Here is a 22,909-nt window from a genome sequence, read left to right as displayed (position 1 = left end):
GCGTCAGCCGTCAGCGTTATCTTTGCTTTCAGCGGCTTCAGCCCTCGCTTTTTTTCGTTCCGTGCTGGCGATCAGCAAGATGGAAAGCTCATACAGGAGCAGTATGGGAATGCCAAGTGCGATCTGGCTAATCGGGTCAGGTGGTGTGAGGAAGGCTGCTACCAGAAACGTGCCCACAACCATATAGCGGCGCTTGGCACGTAATGATTCGGCGGACACAATGCCCACACGTCCCATCAAGGTCAAGGCAACGGGCAACAGGAAAGCCACGCCAAAGCCGAAGATCATCTGCATCACAAGCGAGAGATATTCGCTCACACGGGCTTCCGCCGTGATGGCGATAGTGCCGTCCCCCCCGGCTTGCTCAAAGCCTAACAGAAATTGCCATGCCCACGGGATTACCAGGAAATAGGCCAGGGACGCGCCCATGGCAAAAAGGACAGGCGTCGCCACCAGAAAGGGCAGAAACGCGCGCTTTTCGTCGCGGTACAGGCCTGGCGCGACAAACTTCCAAATCTGGGTCGACAAAAGCGGGAACGTCACGATAAAAGCAGCATAGAGCGCAACCTTCAGGTTGACCGCAAAACCTTCCATCAGCCCGGTGAAGATCATGCGGGCATTTTCGTTCCCGGCCTGCGCCTGCATATAAGGCCGCGCGAGTATCTGAAATAGTTCGGTAGAGAAATAAACGCCTATACCGAAGGTGATGACCATCCCGATCAACACTTTGATCAAACGGGCGCGCAATTCGTTAAGGTGGTCAAGCAGCGGAGCACGGCTTGCATCAACCTCATCTTCCTCATCGGTGATGTCCGGCTTGCCAATCTGGTTGGGGGTCATCATGGTTTGCTATCCCCTTCGGCTTGTTCGTCTTCAGCCTTATTTGGCTTCGCCTTGGGTTCGGCCTTTGTGGTGCCGTCCGATTTGCGCTTGATCGGCTCTTTCGCCATCGCCGCAGCTTCCTCGGCTTCACGGTTTTTCATAATATGGTCGGTGACCTCTTCCGGGCTCATGCCCGGGCGCAGTCCCTCTTTTTTCTTGAGATCACGAAACGGGTCCGTCTCGCGCTCGGCCTCAGCTGCCAGTTGCTCAACGCCCTGACGGAATTCCGCTGAAAGTTCCCGCACGCGGCGCATCAGCCCCCCGGCAGTTTTCAACAAACGTGGCAGTTCCTTTGGGCCGACGACAACAAGCGCCAGCACAGCAACCACAAACAGTTCCATCGCACCGATATCAAACATGAAAGAAGACTCCCGACCCTATAACGCAAGCTTTGGCTTACGCGTCGGTTTTGTCTTTTTGTGTCTCGGAGGATTTCACCACTTCACCATCGATGGTTTTTCTGTCCTCAACCGCCTTGGGTGTTTCGCCCTCTTCCGGGCTTTCCATGCCTTCCTTCAGGCCCTTACGGAAGCTTGTAATGCCCTGGGCAACGTCGCCCATCAGCCCGGAAATTTTGCCACGGCCGAACAACAGCACGATAAGCAGCACAACTAGTGCGATTTGTAGCCAACCCGGAAACATATGTCTTTCTCCCTCTCACCGGCACTTTGCGCCGGTTTGTCTTACTATTTGGCAATGCAAACGGTCTGAAACAAGTCAGGCGTCCGGTTGCTCCTCGCTATTCACGCGCAAAACTTGCGTTTCGTCTGTGGCGGCGCGCTCCGACTGCGCGATTGCCTCCTCCAGATCAATCTGCCCCTCGGCTTCAGCAACAGCCTTTGCCGGGTCAGGCATGCCGCCCATCTTGTCCAGCGCCACATCGACGCTGTCCAGAAGGCCCGCCGCCTTGAGTTCCTGCACACCCGGCAAATCTTTAATGCTCTCGATGCCAAAATGCACCAGAAAATCTTCAGTGGTGCCATATGTCACAGGACGGCCCGGTGTGCGCTTGCGCCCCATCATACGCGCCCAGCCCGCCTCCATCAGCACATCAAGGGTACCCTTGGAGATGGAAACCCCGCGGATTTCCTCAATCTCGGCCCGTGTCACGGGTTGGTGATAGGCGATAATCGCCATGGTTTCCACCGCGGCACGTGACAGCTTGCGCGGTTCATCCACTTCGCGCCGCAACAGAAAAGACAGATCTTCCGCTGTGCGGAACATATATTTGCCTGCAACAAACACCAGATTCACGCCTGCAGATGCATATGCCTCTGTCAGTGCTTCAATATGCAAGAGCACATCCACGCCCTCCCCCACACGCTCGGCGATATCCTCCTCCGAAAGCGGGGTCTCGCTTGCAAATAAAATCGCCTCCACCATGCGTCGGTGCTGGACCGCCGTTTCGGGGCTTACTACTCGTGCTTCGTTTTCGTCACTCGTCAACATTGGTCTTATTCATTCTTGTTGTCATTGCCGGCCTGTGCGCCGTCATCCACGCGCTGGCGAAGATATATCGGGCCAAAGGTTTCCATTTGCCTGAGGTCCGCCTGCCCGGCCTTGGCAAGCTCAAGCGATGCCGCGAACATGCTGGCGAGTGCGGAACGCCTCAGCCGGTCATCCTTGAGACTAGAAGGTAGAAACGTAGACAAGGTTGCCCAGGTAAACGTGTCGCCGATCAGACCTGAAAGGCGCTCGATAGCATCCTCAAGGGAATAAACCGGGCGGCGTTCGATGCGGATTTCCGTAATAGAATTACGCTGGCGGTTATCTGCATAGGCCCGGAGCAGCTCATAAAGCGTCACATCGTACGAGCCTTTTTTGAGAAGCCTCAAGCCTTCCGGTTTACCGCGCCGGAACACGTCACGGCCCATACGGTCCCGCGCCATCAGCCGCGCGCCTGCCTCTCGCATCGCCTCAAGCCGTTGCAGGCGAAGCTGCAGGCGAAATGCCAGTTCTTCGGCGGACGGTTCCTCGTCGTCATCTTCCTTGGGCAGCAGCAACCGCGATTTCAGGTAAGCAAGCCACGCCGCCATCACCAGATAGTCCGCTGCAAGCTCAAGCTTCAGTTTCCTGGCTTCCGCCACAAAACCAAGGAATTGCTCCACAAGCTCAAGGATGGAAATTTGGGTAAGGTCAACCTTCTGCGCACGCGCCAGCATCAGAAGCACGTCAAGCGGGCCTTCAAAGCCGTCCATATGCAGCACAAGCTGGTCAGGGTCATGACCCGTGTCACGGCCTTGCAGCTTGACGCCCTCGGTATCTTCTTCAAATTCCATCATATCGGCACACCAACCAGGTTCACGACAAGATCGGTCATGAACAGGGTTGGCACAAGAATAATCTCTTTAGCGAGGAGGATAACACCCATCAGGATGAAAAAACCATAGGGCGCGATGGAACGATAAGTCTTCGCCGCCTCATACGGCAGCAGTTGTTCGATGATGCCCGCACCGTCCAAAGGCGGGATCGGCAGCAGGTTGAACACCATGAACAGACAGTTCATGAAAATCCCGTAGTACATGGTGTTGGTGATCCAGTCCTGGCCACCAGCGCCAAAACCGATCGAGAACCGCAGCACATAGGCACAGAAAAATGCCACAACCAGATTCCCGAACGGTCCTGCAAGCGCGACAATAATCATGTCGCGGCGCATATTCTTGAAATAGCGCGGCTGGATCATCACCGGTTTTGCGTAGCCAATGAGAAACGGCAAACTGGCCATCACTGCCACAAGCGGGATAACCACAGTACCCAATGGGTCGATGTGCACGAGCGGGTTAAGCGACAGCCGCCCCTGTGATTTCGCCGTATTGTCACCAAGCGCGTTGGCGGCAAAGGCGTGGCCAGCCTCGTGCAGCGTCACCGCCAGGAGAAACGGCAGCGCCATGATGCTGAGAAGATAAATTTTGTCGGCAAGAATGTCCAAAAGGCGGCCCCTTTATACTCTAAAACTTTTCCATCAGGGCTTCATAGCGCGCGCGCAAATCCGCTCGGTTCGCCGTTGGCGCCTGATCCGCCTCTGATATGAGGGATGCAATACGTTTCTCAAGCTTTCCTGAGATAGGATGCGCCGCCGCTGCGATGGCCTGCATTTCATCCATCTTGCCGTTGCAATGCAGCACCAGATCACAGCCGGCAGAAAAGGCGTTCTGCGTGCGCTCGGCAAAGTCGCCCGAAAGCGCTTTCATCGACAAATCATCGGACATCAGGATGCCGGTGAAGCCCATCTTCATGCGGATGATACGTCCTATCACCACGCGAGAGAGGGTTGCCGGGCGGTTGGGGTCGATATCGCTGTAGGTAATATGGGCCGTCATGCCGAAAGCCGCATCATTGATGGCCCGAAACGGTTTGAAGTCGGTTTTGTCAAGTTCCGCGATCGGCGTATCCACGACGGGCAGCGCCAGATGACTGTCAACCGTGGCGCGGCCATGGCCCGGTAAATGCTTGATCACGGGCAGGACCCCGCCATCCATGAGGGCGTCCACTACAATACGGCCAAAAGCAGCGACAAGATCAGGATCCCGTGAGAAGGCCCTGTCCCCAACGATGGGGTCGGCGTCATCACGCATCACGTCCAGCACCGGCAGGCAGTCCACATTCACACCCACGCGCCGCAAGTCGTCGGCGATCAGCCGGCAATTCAGCCGAAGCGCGCTGGCGGCAAGTGTGGGATCTTTCGCCGCCATGGCACCAAAGGTGGCCATGGGCGGATATTTACGCCAGTGTGGTTCCGTCATACGTTGCACGCGGCCACCTTCCTGATCAATCAGGATAGGCACCTTGTGACGGCCTACGCTTTTCTTGAGGTCAGCCACCAGTGCCCGAATCTGGTCCGGGCTTTCGCAGTTACGTTTGAACAGGATAAAACCCGCAGGTTTCGTGCGCTCAAAAAAGCCACGCTCTTCCTTCGTCAGCGCCGTTCCTGAACAGCCAAAGATTGCTGGGATCATAGCAACGGCCTTACGGGTTCACGACGATGCAGGCTTGCTGCTGGGCACGAAGCCCCAGACAAACCTCATCTGCTGCCGCGCGCGTATCAAGCGCGCCTACCCGCAAGCGGTAAAGGGTGCGGTTTCCTGTCCGTACCGCCTCATAAGACGGCGAAAGGCCGGAGAGGAAATTCCCGTATTTTCCGCGGATGGTACGCCAGGCTTTCTCCGCTGATTCCTCAGAACCGTAAGCACCGAGCTGCACCATAAAGCCCTTAGCTGCCGTTTTGTTGGCAGGCGCTTCCTCTTTGGGCTTGCTGACATCTGCCTTTTTGGCCGGTGCGGGCTCGGGTTTGGCTGCCGCTGGCGTCGGCTTGGCGTCCGTTACCTCGGCAGCAATGTCCCCAATCGGATCGTCGGAGACCTGATCCTCAGGCAATGTGTCAAGGGGCTCCTCGGGCTGCGGGGCAAGGCTCACCTCGCCCGACGGCAGCGTGTCGCCACCTGCCCGTTCGAAAACCTGCTTATCCTGATAGGGTACATCCATGCCGCCCGGCTCGTCCGGTTTTTCGCGGATCAGGCTGGTGTCAGCCACGATATGGCGCGGCGGCTCGCCAGCGCCATCATCATAAAGCGCAAAGATGACCGCCACAAACAGGGCTACGACAGTCACGGCAACACCGGCCATGACCCACATCTTGCGCCCGACGAGAAAACCTTGCGGTTCCTCGTCTTCGGGCACGGGTTGCAGCCACGGCGGGATGTCCTGTTCCGCGCTCAGGCGGCCCTGATCGTTCGGTGCATTGTTTTTATCGTTCATATTACCGCATTTCCTCCAGCGGTGTCACACCCAGCACGGAAAGTCCGCTCGCAATAACCAATGCGACGGCGCGTACAAGCGCCATACGTGCGCGGGTGACAGCCTCATCCCCTTCAATGATGAACCGCAAGCTCTGATCCTCATTGCCCTTGTTCCAGAAAGTATGGAACTCTGATGCTAAATCATAAAGGAAAAATGCAATGCGGTGCGGCTCATGGGCTTCGGCGGCGGATTCAACCATGCGCGGCCACGCCATACATTGCTTGATCATGCCGATCTCACCCTCGGACTTGAGGAGCGAAAGATCAGCGCCGGCGAGCGACGCATCGCCAGTGTCAAGCGACGGGAAAGCTTCCCTGGCTTTTGCCAGCACCGAACAGACCCGCGCATGCGCATATTGCACATAAAACACCGGGTTATCCTTGGATTGTTCCATGACTTTCTTGAAGTCAAAATCAAGGGGCGCGTCGTTTTTGCGGGTCAGCATAATAAAGCGCGTCACACCACGCCCGACTTCCTCAACCACTTCGCGCAGGGTCACAAAGTTCCCCGCCCGCTTGGACATCTTGAACGGCTCACCATCCCGGTAGAGTTTCACAAGTTGGCAAAGCCGCACATCAAGTGAACCATCTTCCGACAAGGCCTTCACCGCTGCCTGCATGCGCTTGACATAACCGCCATGATCCGCGCCCAGCACGTCGATCATCTGGTGGTAACCCCGCACATACTTATCGTGGTGATAGGCGATATCGGCAGCGAAATAGGTATATTCGCCGGTGGATTTCTGGAGTGGACGGTCAACGTCGTCGCCAAAGTCGGTCGCACGAAAGAGCGTCTGCTCACGCGGTTCCCAGTCTTCTGGTGTTTTGCCTTTTGGTGGCTCAAGCACGCCTTCATAGATGTGGCCACGCTCCTTGAGCACAGCCACCGCCTCTGGAATGCGTCCGCTTTCGTGCAAGGTGCGCTCAGAGAAGAAGACATCATGCTCAACACCAAGCTGACGCAGGTCTTCGCGGATCATCACCATCATCGCATCGGAGGCGTCCACCTTGAACAAGTCAAGCCAGTCGCTTTCAGGAGCGTCGAGAAACTTGTCGCCATACTTGGCCTTGAGCGCCTCACCGACCGGCACAAGATAGTCACCGGGGTAAAGACCTTCCGGGATTTCACCAATATCGCGGCCGTAAGCTTCCTGATAGCGCAGGTGCGCGGAGCGAGCGAGCGTATCAATCTGACTACCGGCATCGTTGATGTAATATTCCTTGCAGACGTCAAAACCCGCCTTTTTCAGCAGGTTCGCCAGCGCGTCACCAAACACGGCGCCGCGCACATGACCCACATGCATCGGCCCCGTCGGGTTGGCGGAGACATATTCGATGTTGATTTTCTCACCACCGCCCATCGGGCTGTCACCAAAATGCGTGCCGGATTTCAGGATTTCCGCCACACGGCCCTGCCAGAAAGATGCCGCGATGCGCAGGTTGATAAAACCGGGCCCCGCGATGTCAACAGCTTCAACCTCTGCAAGCCCTTCAAGGCCGGGCTTGAGAAGTTCTGCAATATCGCGTGGCTTTTTGCCCGCCTGCTTTGCCAGCACAAGGCCCGCGTTGGTGGCGATGTCGCCGTGGGAGGCGTCACGCGGCGGCTCCACCGCGACATTCTTAAAGTCCAGCCCTTCAGGCAGCTCGCCGGACGTGGCAAGCGCGGTCAAAAGCGTCTCGATAGCACCCCGGAAATGGGTAAAAACATTCATAGTGATACTCGGTTCAAATCAAACAGTTTTGCGTGTTCGCGGAAGGCGAAACGGTCAGTCATTCCAGCAATAAAATCAGCCACCACACGAGCGGTTTCAGCTGAATTGCGCTCACCGGCGCGTTCGCTCCATTCCGTCGGCAGGCATTCGGGTTCAGAGATATACAGATTGAAAAGGTCAGTGACCACCCTTTTTGCCTTGCTGCCCATACGGTTGACCAGATAGTGGCGATACATGCGGTCAAACAGGAACGCTTTCAGTTCCTTCACCGCCTGCTGCATGTCGGCACCAAAGGAGATCGTCGGCTGGCCCGCATTACGGATATCATCGGGTATTTTGGGATCAAGGGCCGCGATGCGTTTTGTGCTTTCGACCATCAGGTCGGCAACCATGCGGTTGATCAGGCGGCGCACCAGTTCATGGATCGTTACATCTTTTGGTGCGTCCGGGTACGTCCATTTCACTTCGTCGATCAACTGCATCACGACAGGAATACGCTTGAGTTCAGAAAGCTCAAACAGCCCAGCACGCAGGCCGTCGTCCAGATCGTGGCTTGAATAAGCGATATCGTCTGCAAGGGCTGCGATCTGCGCCTCGGCCGACGCATAGGTATGAATTTCCAGGTCATTTTCCGGAAGGTAATCACGAAAGCCGAACGGCAGGCTTTCCGGAGGGTTCTTGGGATCTATCGGCGCGTCGGTGAGCGGGCCATTGTGTTTGGCAAGGCCTTCCAGCGTCTCCCAGGTCAGGTTCAGCCCCTGAAACGACGCGTAACGATGCTCCAACCGGGTGAGAAGACGAAGCGCCTGTGCGTTGTGGTCAAAACCATCAAAGCCGCCCATACAGTCATTCAAAACGCTTTCACCGATATGGCCAAAAGGCGGATGACCAAGGTCATGCGCCAGCGCCAATGCCTCGGCAAGGTCCTCGTTAAGATGCATGGAGCGTGAGATGGAGCGTGCGATCTGTGCCACCTCGAGCGAATGCGTCAGCCGCGTGCGGAAATGGTCTCCCTCATGGTAGACAAAAACCTGTGTCTTGTGTTTCAGGCGCCGGAATGAGGAAGAATGGATAACCCGGTCCCGGTCGCGCTGGTAACAGCTGCGATTCGGGGTCTCTGGCTCCTTGAACACTCGGCCGCGGGTTTCTGACGGCTTGCAGGCGTAGGACGCAAGCGTCTCTTCATAGCGCGGCAAAGCATCGTTCATAGGTGTCTCTCCATCTCTCTTACGGCAGCAGTTTCCGGCACATTAAAGGCGCCCAATTTTTTGAGCAACTGTTTGCTGGATTTTTCTGAAATGCTCTGGCACACTCCAAAACGTTAACAAATAGTTAATCTTACATATTGTTGTTAATACATTATTAACCAAGTTGGCGGAATGATAGAAACCTCGTTCAAAATTGAAGATAATCTTGCCCTGCAAAATGGCGCATTCCACAAAGACATTTTCAACCATTGGCGAGAGATTCTCCACGGCCGGAGATACCCGAACCAGCGAGAGTTCCGCCCCCAGAAGTTTCCCAAATACCTGCCTCAGATAGCGATTGTGTCGGTCTCGGGCGTCGATGAGTACGATGACCGGTTGACTGGCGACACGGTGCTGGAGGTGCTGCGCCTCAGGCAAAATCACGACCGGCTGGTGGAACCGCATGACGAAAATGTACGCGAGGTGGTACGCGCCATGCTCAACGAGTCCGCGCTTGCAGGGACACCGATGTATTTCAAGGGAAAATTCCAGCCGGATGGTGCAAAACCGATTGATTTCACTGCCCTTGTGCTGCCCTTTTCGCATAACGACGAGACCGACATACTTGACACCATGATGCTCGCGTTCGATTTCAGCAAACATGATCGCATTGAGCTTGACTTTGCCGCCTTTGCAGCTGATCACGCCTGATACAGCTTTTTATTTTAATTCCATATACCACAGGCTCGTGAATTGACGCACGACGCCCACGCCCCTACATATGGGGAACGATATTTGAAAATGCCTTAGGGCAAAAAGACGGATCAACGAGATACTATGACGGAGAAAGCACCACCAGTCGGCTTCAGCGAACGCGCGGCAAAGCGCGTTGCGGCCCTGATCGCCCAGCAAGGCAACCCGAACCTGAAACTCAGGCTTTCGGTGTCTGGCGGCGGCTGTAGTGGCTTCCAGTATGGCTTCGATTTTGATGAAGAGCAGAAGGCTGATGATATTGTGGTGGAGCGTGAAGGCGTGACCCTGCTTGTAGACAATATGTCCCTTCTTTATCTCATGGGATCGGAAGTCGACTTTGTTGAAGACCTCGTTGGTGCCTCCTTCCAGGTCAAAAACCCCAACGCCACGTCGTCCTGCGGCTGCGGTTCCTCTTTTGCTGTCTGACCGCGCGGCCTGAACGCGCCCGACCTTAAAGGCCACCTGTTTATGAAAATAGCGACCTTCAACATCAATGGCGTGAAGGCACGCCTGCCACGCCTTCTCGAATGGCTGGACGAGTTTTCACCGGATGTTGCCTGCCTGCAGGAAATCAAAAGCATTGACGATAATTTCCCGCGCCTTGAGCTTGAAGACAAGGGCTGGAACGTCGAGACTTTCGGTCAGAAGTCCTTCAACGGCGTTGCCCTGCTGTCCAAACATCCGATCGAGGACGTGAAACGGGCCCTGCCCGGCCTTGATGGTGGCAACGACGCCGAGGATGAGCAAGCGCGCTATATTGAGGGGACGATCAAAGGGGTGCGCGTCGCATCTATTTACCTGCCGAACGGCAACCCACAACCAGGGCCCAAGTTTGACTATAAGCTGGGCTGGATGGACCGCCTGATAGAGCACGCCAAAAAGCTGCGCGCCCTTGAGGTCCCTGTTGTGCTGGCGGGCGACTATAACGTCATCCCGCATGATGAAGACTGCCATAACCCGGCAGCGTGGGTCGATGATGCACTAACACAACCGGAAAGCCGCGCACGGCTCAGAAGCCTGCTCAATCTTGGCTATCTGGATGCCATCCGGCAGATCACACCGTCCGGCCCGATGTACAGCTACTGGGATTACCAGCGCGGCGCATGGCCCAAGGATCATGGTATCCGGATCGATCACCTGCTTTTGTCACCACAAGCCGCCGATCTCTTGAAGGATGCACAGGTTGATCGCCTGCCCCGGGCCAAGGAAAAAGCCAGCGACCACACGCCTGTGTGGGTTGAGCTGGATATCGACTAACCGTCAGGCGTCCACGGTCTCGTAAACTTCACCTTCACGGTTATTGGCTGGGTTGCCCAGTTCATCAAGGCCTGGCGTAATATATTCGTCCACCGCAACAATGCTGTTGTTGCCGTCCACATGCACCGCGCGCGAGATGCGGCCCGGCAGGTCATAGGCTGGCACCTGCTCATACCCCATGATGATGGCAAGGTCGCCTTTCGAGAACTGATGCGCCGCCGCACCATTGAGGCATATAACGCCAGAGCCTTCCGTGCCCTCAATGATATAAGTGGTAATGCGCTCGCCATTGGTGATGTTCACCACATCAACAGCGGTATGGGGCAACAGGCCCGCCGTACGCAGCAGTAATGGATCAACCGTGATCGAGCCCACGTAATTCAGTTCCGCACCAGTTACGGTTACGCGGTGCAGTTTGCCATACATGAAGGGGCGCAGTGCGCCATCGAGATGTGGTTTGCTCAAGCGACCTATCCTTTCATCTTGGTTGCCTCAACATCGGCAACTGAACAGCGGATATGACTTAGGCTCGGCCAGGCGTCAAGACCACAACTAAAAAGCCGGGCGGAAACCCGGCTTCCACCGGATCATTTTGGCTCTTCGCCACCATCATCTGACGATGATAGTGCCTCGGCCTCAGTTATACCAAACTGATCCCGCGCACTTTCGCCGGCAAACACCTGGCGCTGCCAGTCATAGCGCAAACCATGCGCAACCGGGATTGCGGCGGTCAGCAATACATAGGCAATACATTGCACAAACCAGACAAGCCAGAACGGCAACACAAGGCCGAGCAAGCCAACCGGCAGCAGCAAGACGACATTGATCAGAAACAGCACCACGGCAAATTCAGCCACATGTGCCGGGCCGACCTCTTCCTTGTCAGAACCAAGGGCTGTCTGGGTAAGATTGCTTGAGAACAAGGAATAGATCCCGCTAATCACACCGTATAAAACAAGCGTGCTCAGGATAACATTGCTGGCGGTCGGCACCAGCATCTCACCTTCAGGAGCGGGCGGCATAACACCGGTAATCATCAGTACCGCGTTTACCACCCCGGCGACAATCACAAGCAAAATCCCGATAAAAAAGAATTTGACCATGGTGATAAAGCCAGCTTTTAACGCAGTGGCTGTCGACGAATAAGCAACACCGTCTTCCCCCAATGAGCCGTACCTGACCCACATGTTGAAGATCATTGAAAAAAAGAAAAAGACGATAGCAAGAGCCAACAACGCCCACAGTATGGTCGCGCCGTTTGCGGCAGGCATTGGCATTTTGCCGCCATGACTGGCCACCTCCAGCATCTCGGCTGTGCCGCTGCCGAAAACAGCATAGATCAGCCCATAACCCAGTGCAAAAAGGCCCATGGTCAGGAGAGCCGTATAAGCAAGGCCCTTGCGGTAGGTAAGCGCTTGTGAATACGCCTGTTTGGCAATCGAGATAACTGGAAATTTTTCACTCATGGCTGTCCCCCTCAATAGCATGCCTGCACGCTACCGTAGCAGGGCAGGTTTGAAAAGCGTAAACAGCCGCGTTTATCGCCTCCATTCCATATGGACGGTGGGAAACGGCCGGCCTGCATCATCTACCGGATCGCGGCGGATATCGGTAAAACCACACGACCGGTAGAAGGCATGCGCCTGCGGTTGTTGCTCGTTCACCTGAACGGTCAGGCGGGGAAATTCTGCTTTCATCCTGTCAATAAACTGGCGGCCGATGCCCTTGCCGTGCTCGGCGGGGTCAATAAAAAGCGCGTCAATATTATTGCCGCTACAGCCCATGAAACCAAGGGGCCGGTCATCGCTGTCGGCGTAGACCTCGAACTCGGCATTGGGCAGATAGTCATTTTTGACAACTGCTCCAATCTCTGCACGAGCATCATCGTTCAGAAAACCATGGGTCATGAGTATGGCCGCGAGCCAAATCTCATACAAGCGGCCAAGGTCGGCCGCTGTCGCTGATCGGAAAGCCACTGGATTTACTCAAATTTTGAAACGTCACGCACGGCACCGCGACTGGCCGAGGTTGCCATCGCGGCATAGGCCCGAAGCGCTTTTGATACCTTGCGGGGCCGCGCGTGTTCAGGTTTCCATGCCTTGTCGCCCTTGGCCTCCATCGCTTCGCGACGGGCGGCAAGGGTTGCGGCATCCACCTTGACATTGATACTGCGGCTGGGGATCGAAATCTCGATGACATCCCCCTCTTCCACAAGGCCAATGGCTCCGCCCTCGGCGGCTTCCGGGCTCGCATGCCCGATGGAAAGGCCACTGGTACCGCCCGAGAACCGACCGTCGGTCAGCAAGGCACACTCCTTGCCAAGCCCCATGGACTTGAGATAGCTGGTGGGATAGAGCATCTCCTGCATGCCTGGCCCGCCACGCGGTCCTTCATAGCGGATAACCACAACGTCTCCGGCTTCGATTTTGCCGCCCAGAATTGCCGCGACCGAGGCGTCCTGGCTTTCAAAAATGCGCGCACGACCGGTGAAGTTGAGGATACTTTCGTCCACACCGGCGGTTTTGACGATGCAGCCTTCTTCGGCAATATTGCCGTACAGCACCGCGAGGCCGCCGTCCCGGCTGTAGGCATGCTCTGCATCACGGATACAGCCTTCGTGCCGGTCTAGGTCCAGTTCCTCATAGCGTTTGTTCTGACTGAAGGCCACCTGGGTGGGCACACGACCGGGCGCCGCGCGGAAAAACTGGTGCAGGTCCGGGTCGTTGCTCAGCCGCACGTCATAACGGCTGATGGCTTCATTCATCGTGCGGGTATGCACGGTCGTGCATTCGCCGTTGATCAGCCCGGCACGGTTCAACTCACCAAGGATAGAGAAAATGCCGCCTGCGCGGTGCACGTCCTGAATGTGATATTTCTGCGTTGCGGGTGCCACCTTGCACAGGTTCGGCACCTTGCGCGACAGCCGGTCAATGTCTGCCATGGTAAAATCAATCTCACCCTCCTGCGCGGCGGCGAGGATGTGCAGTACCGTGTTGGTGGAACCGCCCATGGCAATATCCAGCGCCATGGCGTTTTCAAACGCACCGAAACTGGCTACGTTGCGCGGCAGCACGCTTTGGTCGCCCTCATCATAGTATCGTTTGGTGGCTTGTACGATGACCCGCGCGGCGGTCAGGAACAGTTCCCGCCGGTCGGCGTGTGTCGCCAGCGTGGTGCCATTGCCCGGCAGGCTGAGGCCCAGCGCCTCTGTAAGGCAATTCATGCTGTTGGCGGTGAACATACCAGAGCACGAGCCGCATGTCGGGCATGCGCTGCGTTCAATACGCGCAACATCCTCGTCCGATACATTCGGGTTTGCGGCGTCAACCATGGCGTCCACAAGGTCAAGCTTCCTGACCTCGCCATCATAATCATCCTCGCCCGCTTCCATCGGCCCGCCAGAGACAAACACCGCCGGGATATTGAGGCGCATGGCCGCCATCAGCATACCCGGTGTGATCTTGTCGCAGTTGGAGATACAGACAAGGGCATCCGCACAGTGCGCATTAGCCATATATTCCACACTGTCGGCGATGATCTCGCGGCTTGGCAGGCTATAGAGCATGCCGTCATGACCCATGGCAATGCCGTCATCAACGGCGATGGTGTTGAATTCCTTGGCGATGCCGCCCGCCGCCTCAATCTCTCGCGCGACAAGCTGGCCCATGTCCTTCAGGTGCACATGCCCCGGCACAAACTGGGTAAAGCTGTTGGCAACCGCGATAATCGGCTTCCTGAAATCGTCATCCTTCATGCCGGTCGCGCGCCACAGCGCACGAGCGCCCGCCATATTGCGGCCATGGGTGGAGGTACGGGAGCGATACTCAGGCATAAAACTTCCTCTTGGTCTATCAAACTGTGGGCAACGCCCTGCTTTCGCGCCGGACTTTAGCGCCACACCTTGCCTGTGTCGATCATTAATCGTTCAAAAATAGCCGCCATATTGTAATAATATTATAAAGTCATATCACGGCCATCCAGGCATTTCTGTCGCGGTGCGATACAAAAACCCTTGTATTTTTCGGCCAGATAAATCATTTCACCGGCCAAGGTGCTGGCCACGGCTGCACCGGCGCCCTATTTTGTGATCACAAAATATATGATAGGGTGCTGGCGTCATTAAGGATTGGAGCAAATCGTGACTGACTGGTCCGACACATATTCCGGGATTTTGAGTTTTTATCGCTGCGGATACGCGGAAAACCCCAAGGGCGTTGAGCTTGCTGTGCTGGGCGTTCCTTATGACCTGGGCACAACGGGCCGCCCCGGCGCACGGTTCGGCCCGCGTGCGGTACGGGAACTGTCGACTACCATGGCGGAATTCCCATGGGGGGTATGGCCGTGGGACTATGACATCCGCGAAGCTTTCACCATGCGAGATATGGGGGACGTGAACGGTTTCATCGCCTACCCTGAACGCCTGTGCCCTGTCGTGGAAGCCAAGGCGGCTGAAATTCTAGATGCGGGCGCATCCCTGCTTGGCATTGGTGGTGACCATTTTATCGCCCTGCCCCTGATGCGCGCGCACGCAAAAAAACACGGGCCCCTGGCGATGATACACTTCGATGCACACTCAGACACCTGGGTGGACGAGGACCTTAACCACGGCACCATGTTCTATCATGCGCTCAAGGAAGGCATCATCCTGCCTGAGCACAGCGTACACGTGGGCCTGCGCACACCGAACCCGGACACCCACGGCATTGATATCTGGGATGCCAACAAATGTCTCGCGACCCCGGCTGAGGAGGTCGCGGCAGCGATCCGCGCCCGCGTGGGCGACCGACCAGCCTATGTCACCTTCGATATCGATTTCCTTGACCCATCCTACGCACCGGCAACCGGTACGCCGGTGGTGGGCGGGCCCAGCACAGCCTATGCCCGCGCAGTACTGCAAGGCCTCAAAGGCCTGAACATTGTGGGGGGTGACCAGGTGGAGGTGGCACCGCATTATGAGACGGCAAGCCAGATCACAGCGCTCGCCGGGGCAACCATCGCCTGTGATATTCTCTATCTGATGGCCGAGGCGCGCAAACTGAAACGCTGACAACCCAAGTGGTTACGGTGCCATAGTTACGGTGCCGTAACCGTGCTTATTCTCTCATGAAACCAAAACGGGTTTTAAGCTCGCCGCTTGCGTTCAGCGCCTTGATGCGCTCGGACGCGTAAGCGATAAACACCTCCGCATCTGCCGATGGCCAGCAGGTCATGCCTTCGCCAAGGCTCATCAACACAAAATCGGGGTCCGTATGGAAGCTGGTCTCCCCGGCACGGTCAAAATACTGTGCGGCGTCAATTGAATAGGCCACCACCACCTGCGCGCGGCCACTCACGATCAGCGAAAAAGCATCATCGACTGTTTTGGCGTAGAGGATGGATTTCGCAAAGGGAAGGCGCCGCTGCACGATGGAACTCACATGCAGGCCTTCATCCCCGGCAATCGCCTTCCCTTCCATTTTGGCGCGCGAATGGATAACCGGTGCTGACAGCGCGGTATAGGCATGCAGGTTGATGCGGCTAAAGGCAGGTGTGTACAGGAAGTCAGTCAACGGTTTGCCGTTTTCTTCATAGAAGATTTCATCGTCCGAGGCCATGTAGATGCAGTCATGCTCATGGCGGAAAAAAGCGCGGGTAAACCGTTTGACCGGCAACATATATAGCTCAACTTCTACCGGGCTGTGCGATGCAATATCCACATAGAAGTTCCAATAGGGGCCAGGTTTGCCAAGCTCAAACACACCTTCAATCGATGGCCCAGCAATACGCAGCGCATGGTCCGCACGCGCTGGCGCTGGCAGGCAACATACCGTCACCCACAGTCCAACGACAAACTGTGCAAAGTTTCGCCCCATGCTCATCCCACATCACTCCACGGGCGCGTGTTATACACACCTAGCGCGTAATTACAAGCTTTCATGAATAGTTAGCCATCCTAATAAAAAGATTCGCGGCACAGCGAAAAAGCCCGTCTGCGGACTCCCCTTAAAGTTTTGCTTGAACGACATCATAGCAGCAAGAAGTTAATGCCCTTTTGCACAAACGACAAAGGGCGCCACGAAGGGCGCCCTGCATCAACTTGTTTCGGCAGCGAATTAAAGTCGGGCCAAGGCGGCCTTCACCTTCTCCGCCTGCGCTTCCAGATCGACAAGCTGCTCGCGCGCTTCCGCAACGACATGCGCCGGCGCTTTCGCAACAAATTTCTCGTTCCCCAGCCGCCCTTTAAGGGCACCCGCTTCCTTGCTCAGCTTCTCCAGGTTCTTTTCAAGCCGGGCCTTCTCGGCATCCAGGTCCATCAGGTCGGCAAGCGGCAGATACACCGTCGCTTCGTCCACCACAAGCTGGGCAGCCCCTTTGCTGTCTGCCGCGTCCACAGCTTCGGCTTTTTCAAGCCGCGCAAGACGGCACAGCATGTCCTGAAACTCGGTCAAGCGCGCTTTGGTACCCTCGCTCGCGCCCACCACCAGCGCGGTTGCCTTGGCGCCCGCTGGCACATTCATCTCGGCGCGGGTTGAGCGGATCTCACCAATAAATCGGATCAACCAGTTGACATCCTCACCTGCGGTCGCGCTGGCCTCGTCCACCACTGGCCATGCCGCGTGGATAAGGTCATAGGGGCGGTCAGCTTTGGTGGCGTGCCAAAGTTCCTCGGTGATGAAGGGCATGAAGGGGTGCAAGAGCACCAGAATCTGATCCAGCACCCAGCCAGCAACCTTGCGGGTCTCTGCCTTGGCCGCTTCGTCGTCGCCCCAGAAGACCGGTTTGATCAGCTCCACATACCAGTCACAGAAGGTACCCCACGTGAAGTGATAGATGGCGTCGGCGCTATCATTGAAACGGAAAGCGTCAAACGCCTGCGTGATCGCTGCCGTGGTTTTGGCAACCTCGCCAATGATCCACTTGTTCACCGCCAGGGTTGCGTCGGGTGCCTCAGCACTGTCTGAGCCGGCAATCTCATTCATCTCGCAGAAGCGGGCGGCATTCCAAAGCTTGGTGGCAAAGTTGCGGTAACCTTCCACCCGTTTTTCACTGAGCTTGATATCCCGCCCCTGCGCTTCCATCGCAATGAGCGTGAAACGCAGCGCATCCGCACCATATTTTTCGATGAACTCAAGGGGGTCGATCACATTGCCCTTGGATTTGGACATCTTGGCGCCGTGTTCGTCACGCACCAGCGCGTGAATATACACATTCTTGAACGGTACACGGATTTCTTCCGGATTCTCCGGGTCGGCCATGAAGTGAATGCCGGACATCATCATGCGTGCTACCCAGAAGAAGATGATATCAAACCCGGTAATGAGCGTGCTGTTGGGGTAATATTTTTTGACCGTAGCGGTGTCCTCAGGCCAGCCAAGCGTACTGTATGGCCACATGGCGGAGGAGAACCACGTGTCGAGCACATCCGGGTCCTGTGTCAGCTCAACACCCTCACCCAGCTTGGCGCGGGCGGCCTCATAGGCCGCTTCTTCGGTTTCTTCAACGAAAACACTGCCATCGGCCGCATACCACGCCGGGATACGGTGGCCCCACCAAAGCTGGCGCGATACACACCACGGCTGGATGTTGCGCATCCATTCAAAATAGGTTTTTTCCCAGTTCTTGGGGATAAAGTTGGTCTTGCCGGTCTCGACCGCTTCAATGGCAGGCGCCGCAAGCGTGGCTGCGTCCACATACCACTGCTCTGTCAGCCAGGGCTCAATCACCACACCGCCACGGTCACCATATGGCACCATGTGCCTGTGCGGCACCACCTTGACGAGGAAACCGGCGGCGTCCATGTCGGCCACAATAGCCTTGCGGGCCTCAAAGCGGTCCATGCCCTGATATTTCTCAGGCGCGTTTTCATTCACCGCCGCGTCACGGTCGAAAATGTTGATCATTTCAAGGTCGTGGCGCTTGCCGATTTCAAAGTCGTTAAAGTCATGCGCAGGCGTGACCTTCAGGGCACCTGTGCCCTGCTCGGGGTCGGCGTGTTCATCACCTACAATGCGGATCAGCCGGCCCACCAGCGGCAGCTTGACATGCTTGCCAATCAGGTCCTTGAAACGCTCGTCTTCGGGGTGCACGGCAACGGCCGTATCGCCCAGCATGGTCTCGGGCCGGGTGGTGGCAATCTCGATAAAGCGGCCTTCTTCCTCGGCAATCGGGTAATTGAAATGCCAGAAATGGCCGTCCACTTCCTTTTGCTCAACTTCAAGGTCAGAAATGGCGGTTTTGAGCTTGGGATCCCAGTTTACAAGGCGCTGGTCCTTGTAAAGCAGGCCTTCCTTATAGAGCTGGACAAACTTCTTCAGCACCGCCTTTGAGCGCGGCTCATCCATGGTGAAGGCCTCGCGCGACCAGTCACAGCTGGCACCAAGGCGGCGAAGCTGGGTGGTGATGGCACCGCCGGATTCCGCTTTCCACTTCCACACGCGCTCGATAAAGGCCTCACGGCCCATGTCCTGACGGCTAACATTGCTGCCTTCGGCGTCCATCTGACGCTCGACCACCATCTGGGTGGCGATACCCGCGTGATCAGTGCCCGGCTGCCACAGCACATCCTTGCCGCGCAGGCGTTCAAAGCGCACCAGCGCATCCTGCAGGCTGTTATCCAGCGCGTGGCCCATATGAAGATTGCCGGTGACATTCGGCGGCGGCATGACAATGACATAGGGCTCGGCATCCTTGCGCTTGCCACATTCAAACGCGCCAGTGCTTTCCCAGTGTTCGTACCATTTGGCTTCAATATCCGCCGGGGTGTATGTCTTGTCGAGCATCTTCTATTCCGTTTTGTCACACATATGCCGCATCGGTTGCAGCACCTTCATATTGCCGGGCAATCCGGGGCCGCACAATGCACAATTCTGGCGCAAAACAAAAGCCAGAACTCGTCATTTTGCTCACATTTCCGCCTCGACACAGTGTATGGCGCTGCCACCGGACCGACCAAAGTGCAATTGGCGGGTACGGCACCGGTGTGATAGGCTCCCCAAAGGGAAGAAGGAGTGCCTCGATTATGCGATCGCTTGCGATACTGCTGTGTTGCCTGCTTGCCTTTTCCGCCAGCCGCGCAGAGGGTCTCGCAAAATCGTCTCCCCTTGCAAGCATCCCGATTGACCTGAGCGATAATCGCATCCATGCCACCTTCCGCATTGGCGGAGTGGAACAGCGCCTTTTGCTTGATACGGGTGCGTCTGTGTCCCTGTTGTTTGAAAGTGAAGGCCTGAACAGCCATGATTTACAACTGGGCCCTGAGGCCAGGATCAGCTTCCCTGCCTTTGCAACAGCAGCAACCGGCAGGCGCCTCACGGGGCTTGTGGTCACGGCAGGTGGTTTTAGTTTCACCAGCGAAACCACGCTTTATATCCGCGCGGATGAGAGCATCATCGGCGATATTGGCAAAAAGTTTTCCGGTATTCTGGGCCGCGACTTCCTGACCCGATTTGTGGTGGAGGTCGTTCCGTCAGAAAAAATCATGAAGCTTTATGCGCCCGGCACTGACCTAACAGCAGGCTACCGCGTCAAGCATGACCTGATCCTGGAGGACGGCATCCCCTATCTCACACAGCGTTTTCGCCTGCCGTGGGAACAATGGCCCACCACCAAAAAGCTGCTACTGGATACGGGATACCCCGGCGGTGTGGTGCTGTGGCATGATCGGCATTTTGAGCGCGTGACCACGGCGGAAGAAAAAAGCCAGTTGACGGCAGAGGACAAGGGCGTGGTATTTTTTGGCCTGATCCGTTTCTCCAAACTCCTTTATCGCAACATCCCCGTTTTTGTCGGACCATCACGGGACGGCCAGCTGGATGACCGTGATGGCCTGATTGGCGCCAGCATGTTCCTGCCGTTCCGTTATGTGATTGACCTATCTGGCGAACGCCTGTTGCTGGAACCTCGTGTCAAATCCGGGGGCATCGGCTACCGCATCAGCAATGAAGTGATCTACACCCCCGGCGATGAAGACTTTATTATCAAAGACTTACGCCCACGGCCCTCCGCCACACCCAAGGACACCTACCAGAAAAACAATACGGAAATCGTGCCGGAATAAGGGGCCGCGCGCAAATGACCACTGATGGACCGGTTTATTTACGGCGGGATATCCGTGCCACTTCGCGCTCAACCGCGTCCTGCACAATGCTGGGCAGGTTCTCGTCAAGCCAGCCCTGCAGCATGGGTTTGAGCATGGCGCGCACGAGCGCTTCCAGCGTGTTATCCGCCCCCGCATACCCTGCCACCATCATCTGTGTGAGGTGGGCAAAGCTCTCGGCCGTGCGGGTTTCCACCGGCGGCGACACAATCGCTTCCACGTCGCCCGGGCTTGCAAGGTCCGTCAGTTCAAAGACGTCCTCTTCCTCGGGCTCCTGCGCGTAGACGGGTTCCGGCTCTGGCCATGGCTCTGGCTCAGGCATGGGCTGTGGCTCGGGCATCGGCGCCGGCTCAGCAATTGGTTCCGGTTCCGGAATTGGTTCCGGCTCAGGTTCCGGCATCGGCTCGGGTTCAGGAACAGGTTCCGGCTCCGGTTCAGGTTCCGGCTCGGGCTGTGGCTCGGGCTCTTCGTCGAAGGTTTCTTCAACCTCCGGCTCAGCTGCCTCGTCATCCGACTCGTCAGAAATGATCCGGCGAATAGACGCCAGTATCTCTTCCATTGTCGGTTCGTCTTCGGATGCGTTATCGCTCATAGACCAGCCACTGTTAAAACTCCCTAGACCAGAGGTACCGTTAAGAGAGTCAGGTGTCAATAATTCTTAAACTAGCAAAGGAAGTTACGAACAACACACTGAAAAAGCAATGCCGGTGAAAAACCTTAAAATTCCAAAGAAAAAGGGGCCAAAAGGCCCCTTTAATCATGATATTTCTGTCAAACCCTAGTCGACACCCATGCCGAAGAATTTGTCATCCACCTTGTCGGTATAGGCGTCCGGGTCATAGCGGGTGACACCAAGGCCGAGGTCCTTGGCGGTCAGGCGACCGGTTGCCGATACAAGGCTGTAGGCAGCCACAAACTCGTCGCGCTGTGCACGCACAAGCGCCACACGGGCGTTCAGAAGCTCCTGCTCCGCGTTCAGTACGTCAAGCGTGGTACGCGAGCCAACGTAGGCTTCCTGCCGTACACCTTCCAGCGCGATTTCGCTTGCGCGAACCTGTGCCTCGGATGAGGTGATCTGGCCGACGGCAGCACGGTACTGATCCCACGCGACAAAGACATTTTCCTGCGCTACCCGCTCGGCCTGACGGATTTCCATCAAGCGCTGGCTGCGCAACTGCTTGGCCCTGCGAATGTCTGAATAGCGCGCGCCACCGGCATAAAGTGGTACGGTGACCTGTACGCCAACGCTTTTCTGCTCAGTGGAGTTTGAAAGCGGGTTACCGGTATCGCGCGATACACCTGTGCTTGTGGTATCACTCCAACTGCCTTGAACTCCAACTGTTGGCAACAGCGCACCTTTGGCCTGCTTGACGGAATAATCCGCAGCACGCTCGCTATATTGCGCGGCAATCACACCGGGGCTCAGCTCCATGGCAAGCTCGATTGCGGCATCAAGGTTGCTTGGCAGGTCAGGCTTACCGTCTGGTGTCTCAAGCGTTGCTGGCGCGCGGCCCACCACGCGGCGGTATTGCGCGCGGCTTGACGCCAGGGTTGCCTCTGCGGTCAGCAGTTGCGATTTTGCACCTTCAAGGCGGGCTTCGCTTTGGGCCACGTCCGTGCGGGTAACTTCCCCCACGCGGAAACGGTCCTGGCTGGCCTGAAGCTGGCGGTCCAGCACCTGCACGTTGTTGGCGTTAAGGCGCACAACGGCTTCGTCGCGCACAACGTTCATATACGCCGACACGGCATCCAGTAAAATCTGTTGTTCGACCGACTGCAATTGCGCCCGACCGGCCATCACGTTATTGCGCGCACCCTTGACGGAGTTGCGGTCCTGAAAGCCACGAAAAACGTTCATATTGGCCGTAATGCCATAAGATTCCGAGCTACCTGATACGCTGGGGTCATCTCCCAATTTGGTATCACTCTCGCCATAACTGTACTCGCCCTGAAGCGACGGCAAAAAGCCGGACTTCGCACGGGAAATACTTTCGTCAATGCCGCGCAGTGCTGCCCGTTGCGCCATCAGTTGCGGGTTGCTTTCATAGGCAGCCGCGAGCGCTTCTTCGAGCGTTTCGCCACTTGCCGTGAATGTCCCTGAGATCACTGTTGCCATAGCCAACAGTGATACGATCCCCTTTTTCATCTGCGTCTCCTTGTTTCCTCGCTGTAGTTATTATTTGGCTTCAAGCCTTCTTGCAGGCCTTTACACCAAGGGGTTGGTGGTTTTTATCACCTTTTTAAATT

At 56.5% G+C, this 22,909-nt stretch carries 23 protein-coding genes; 5 read left to right on the top strand and 18 right to left on the bottom strand.

Translation table 11 applies throughout. From position 1 onward, the window contains the following. Nucleotides 1-3: 3 nt before the first annotated feature. From tatC to OEU85_RS10175, 10 genes are all read right to left on the bottom strand, one after another. Entirely contained in the window at nucleotides 4-843 is an 840-nt protein-coding gene (gene tatC / locus OEU85_RS10220) for a twin-arginine translocase subunit TatC (protein WP_262691373.1), read from the bottom strand. Next, nucleotides 840-1,241 (bottom strand): Sec-independent protein translocase protein TatB, encoded by a 402-nt coding sequence (tatB, locus tag OEU85_RS10215; RefSeq protein ID WP_262691372.1) that lies wholly within the window; start codon nucleotides 1,239-1,241, stop codon nucleotides 840-842. The genes tatC and tatB overlap by 4 nt, the downstream gene beginning before the upstream one ends. Before the next feature lie 37 nt (nucleotides 1,242-1,278). Beyond that, the gene (locus OEU85_RS10210) at nucleotides 1,279-1,524 is read right to left on the bottom strand and encodes a Sec-independent protein translocase family protein (protein WP_262691371.1); all 246 of its coding nucleotides are present in this window, start codon (nucleotides 1,522-1,524) and stop codon (nucleotides 1,279-1,281) included. A gap of 75 nt (nucleotides 1,525-1,599) precedes the next feature. Beyond that, nucleotides 1,600-2,331, bottom strand: a complete 732-nt coding sequence (gene scpB, locus OEU85_RS10205; RefSeq protein ID WP_262691370.1) for an SMC-Scp complex subunit ScpB — start codon at nucleotides 2,329-2,331, stop codon at nucleotides 1,600-1,602. A gap of 5 nt (nucleotides 2,332-2,336) precedes the next feature. Continuing rightward, nucleotides 2,337-3,164, bottom strand: coding sequence for a segregation and condensation protein A (locus tag OEU85_RS10200; protein WP_262691369.1), 828 nt, complete (start codon nucleotides 3,162-3,164; stop codon nucleotides 2,337-2,339). After that, the gene (locus OEU85_RS10195) at nucleotides 3,161-3,811 is read right to left on the bottom strand and encodes a site-2 protease family protein (protein ID WP_262691368.1); all 651 of its coding nucleotides are present in this window, start codon (nucleotides 3,809-3,811) and stop codon (nucleotides 3,161-3,163) included. Before OEU85_RS10195 ends, OEU85_RS10200 begins: the two co-directional genes overlap by 4 nt. A gap of 19 nt (nucleotides 3,812-3,830) precedes the next feature. Next, nucleotides 3,831-4,838 carry a beta-N-acetylhexosaminidase gene (nagZ, locus tag OEU85_RS10190; RefSeq protein ID WP_262691367.1) on the bottom strand — a complete coding sequence of 336 codons (1,008 nt, stop codon included), beginning with the start codon at nucleotides 4,836-4,838 and terminating at the stop codon, nucleotides 3,831-3,833. A gap of 10 nt (nucleotides 4,839-4,848) precedes the next feature. Further along, nucleotides 4,849-5,637, bottom strand: coding sequence for an SPOR domain-containing protein (locus tag OEU85_RS10185; protein ID WP_262691366.1), 789 nt, complete (start codon nucleotides 5,635-5,637; stop codon nucleotides 4,849-4,851). 1 nt (nucleotide 5,638) lies between these two features. Continuing rightward, complete coding sequence (argS, locus tag OEU85_RS10180) at nucleotides 5,639-7,390, bottom strand: arginine--tRNA ligase (protein ID WP_262691365.1); 1,752 nt, start codon at nucleotides 7,388-7,390, stop codon at nucleotides 5,639-5,641. Next, nucleotides 7,387-8,598, bottom strand: a complete 1,212-nt coding sequence (locus tag OEU85_RS10175; RefSeq protein ID WP_262691364.1) for a deoxyguanosinetriphosphate triphosphohydrolase — start codon at nucleotides 8,596-8,598, stop codon at nucleotides 7,387-7,389. The genes argS and OEU85_RS10175 overlap by 4 nt, the downstream gene beginning before the upstream one ends. Nucleotides 8,599-8,769: 171 nt before the next feature. Here OEU85_RS10175 and OEU85_RS10170 point away from each other — a divergent pair, with 171 nt between their 5' ends. From OEU85_RS10170 to xth, 3 genes are all read left to right on the top strand, one after another. Then, complete coding sequence (locus tag OEU85_RS10170; protein ID WP_262691363.1) at nucleotides 8,770-9,288, top strand: PAS domain-containing protein; 519 nt, start codon at nucleotides 8,770-8,772, stop codon at nucleotides 9,286-9,288. A 126-nt stretch (nucleotides 9,289-9,414) separates the two neighbouring features. After that, nucleotides 9,415-9,756 (top strand): iron-sulfur cluster insertion protein ErpA, encoded by a 342-nt coding sequence (erpA, locus tag OEU85_RS10165; protein WP_262691362.1) that lies wholly within the window; start codon nucleotides 9,415-9,417, stop codon nucleotides 9,754-9,756. 42 nt (nucleotides 9,757-9,798) lie between these two features. Further along, entirely contained in the window at nucleotides 9,799-10,587 is a 789-nt protein-coding gene (gene xth, locus OEU85_RS10160) for an exodeoxyribonuclease III (protein ID WP_262691361.1), read from the top strand. Nucleotides 10,588-10,590: 3 nt separating this feature from the next. On the opposite strand, the gene panD is transcribed toward xth, so the two are convergent. From panD to ilvD, 4 genes are all read right to left on the bottom strand, one after another. Beyond that, a complete protein-coding gene (gene panD / locus OEU85_RS10155) occupies nucleotides 10,591-11,052 on the bottom strand; it encodes an aspartate 1-decarboxylase (RefSeq protein WP_262691360.1) in 462 nt (153 codons plus the stop codon). 122 nt (nucleotides 11,053-11,174) lie between these two features. Then, on the bottom strand, nucleotides 11,175-12,053 hold the full coding sequence (locus OEU85_RS10150; RefSeq protein WP_262691359.1) for a hypothetical protein: 879 nt from the start codon (nucleotides 12,051-12,053) through the stop codon (nucleotides 11,175-11,177). Nucleotides 12,054-12,125: 72 nt separating this feature from the next. Next, the gene (locus OEU85_RS10145) at nucleotides 12,126-12,563 is read right to left on the bottom strand and encodes an acetyltransferase (protein ID WP_262691358.1); all 438 of its coding nucleotides are present in this window, start codon (nucleotides 12,561-12,563) and stop codon (nucleotides 12,126-12,128) included. Between the two features lie 5 nt (nucleotides 12,564-12,568). Next, nucleotides 12,569-14,419: a dihydroxy-acid dehydratase gene (ilvD, locus tag OEU85_RS10140; RefSeq protein WP_262691357.1), complete on the bottom strand. Its 1,851-nt coding sequence runs from the start codon at nucleotides 14,417-14,419 to the stop codon at nucleotides 12,569-12,571. A 306-nt stretch (nucleotides 14,420-14,725) separates the two neighbouring features. On the opposite strand from ilvD, the gene speB reads away from it, so the two are divergent. Next, a complete protein-coding gene (speB, locus tag OEU85_RS10135; RefSeq protein WP_262691356.1) occupies nucleotides 14,726-15,634 on the top strand; it encodes an agmatinase in 909 nt (302 codons plus the stop codon). A 46-nt stretch (nucleotides 15,635-15,680) separates the two neighbouring features. Here speB and OEU85_RS10130 read toward each other — a convergent pair whose 3' ends face one another. Together OEU85_RS10130 and OEU85_RS10125 are read right to left on the bottom strand one after the other, a co-directional pair. Next, the gene (locus OEU85_RS10130; RefSeq protein ID WP_262691355.1) at nucleotides 15,681-16,439 is read right to left on the bottom strand and encodes a type 2 periplasmic-binding domain-containing protein; all 759 of its coding nucleotides are present in this window, start codon (nucleotides 16,437-16,439) and stop codon (nucleotides 15,681-15,683) included. Between the two features lie 240 nt (nucleotides 16,440-16,679). Further along, complete coding sequence (locus OEU85_RS10125) at nucleotides 16,680-19,346, bottom strand: valine--tRNA ligase (protein ID WP_262691354.1); 2,667 nt, start codon at nucleotides 19,344-19,346, stop codon at nucleotides 16,680-16,682. Between the two features lie 239 nt (nucleotides 19,347-19,585). Here OEU85_RS10125 and OEU85_RS10120 point away from each other — a divergent pair, with 239 nt between their 5' ends. Then, on the top strand, nucleotides 19,586-20,623 hold the full coding sequence (locus OEU85_RS10120; protein WP_262691353.1) for a pepsin/retropepsin-like aspartic protease family protein: 1,038 nt from the start codon (nucleotides 19,586-19,588) through the stop codon (nucleotides 20,621-20,623). 34 nt (nucleotides 20,624-20,657) lie between these two features. Here the strand turns inward: OEU85_RS10120 and OEU85_RS10115 are convergent, their stop codons facing one another. Together OEU85_RS10115 and OEU85_RS10110 are read right to left on the bottom strand one after the other, a co-directional pair. Further along, nucleotides 20,658-21,254 carry a DUF2497 domain-containing protein gene (locus tag OEU85_RS10115; protein WP_262691352.1) on the bottom strand — a complete coding sequence of 199 codons (597 nt, stop codon included), beginning with the start codon at nucleotides 21,252-21,254 and terminating at the stop codon, nucleotides 20,658-20,660. 186 nt (nucleotides 21,255-21,440) lie between these two features. Further along, a complete protein-coding gene (locus OEU85_RS10110; RefSeq protein WP_262691351.1) occupies nucleotides 21,441-22,808 on the bottom strand; it encodes a TolC family outer membrane protein in 1,368 nt (455 codons plus the stop codon). Nucleotides 22,809-22,909 lie beyond the last annotated feature (101 nt).

Source organism: Kordiimonas aestuarii (assembly GCF_025574465.1).
GTDB classification, from domain to species: domain Bacteria; phylum Pseudomonadota; class Alphaproteobacteria; order Sphingomonadales; family Kordiimonadaceae; genus Kordiimonas; species Kordiimonas aestuarii.
The sequence above is the reverse complement of the archived record's forward strand: the minus strand, read 5'-3'. Positions and strand labels throughout refer to the sequence as shown.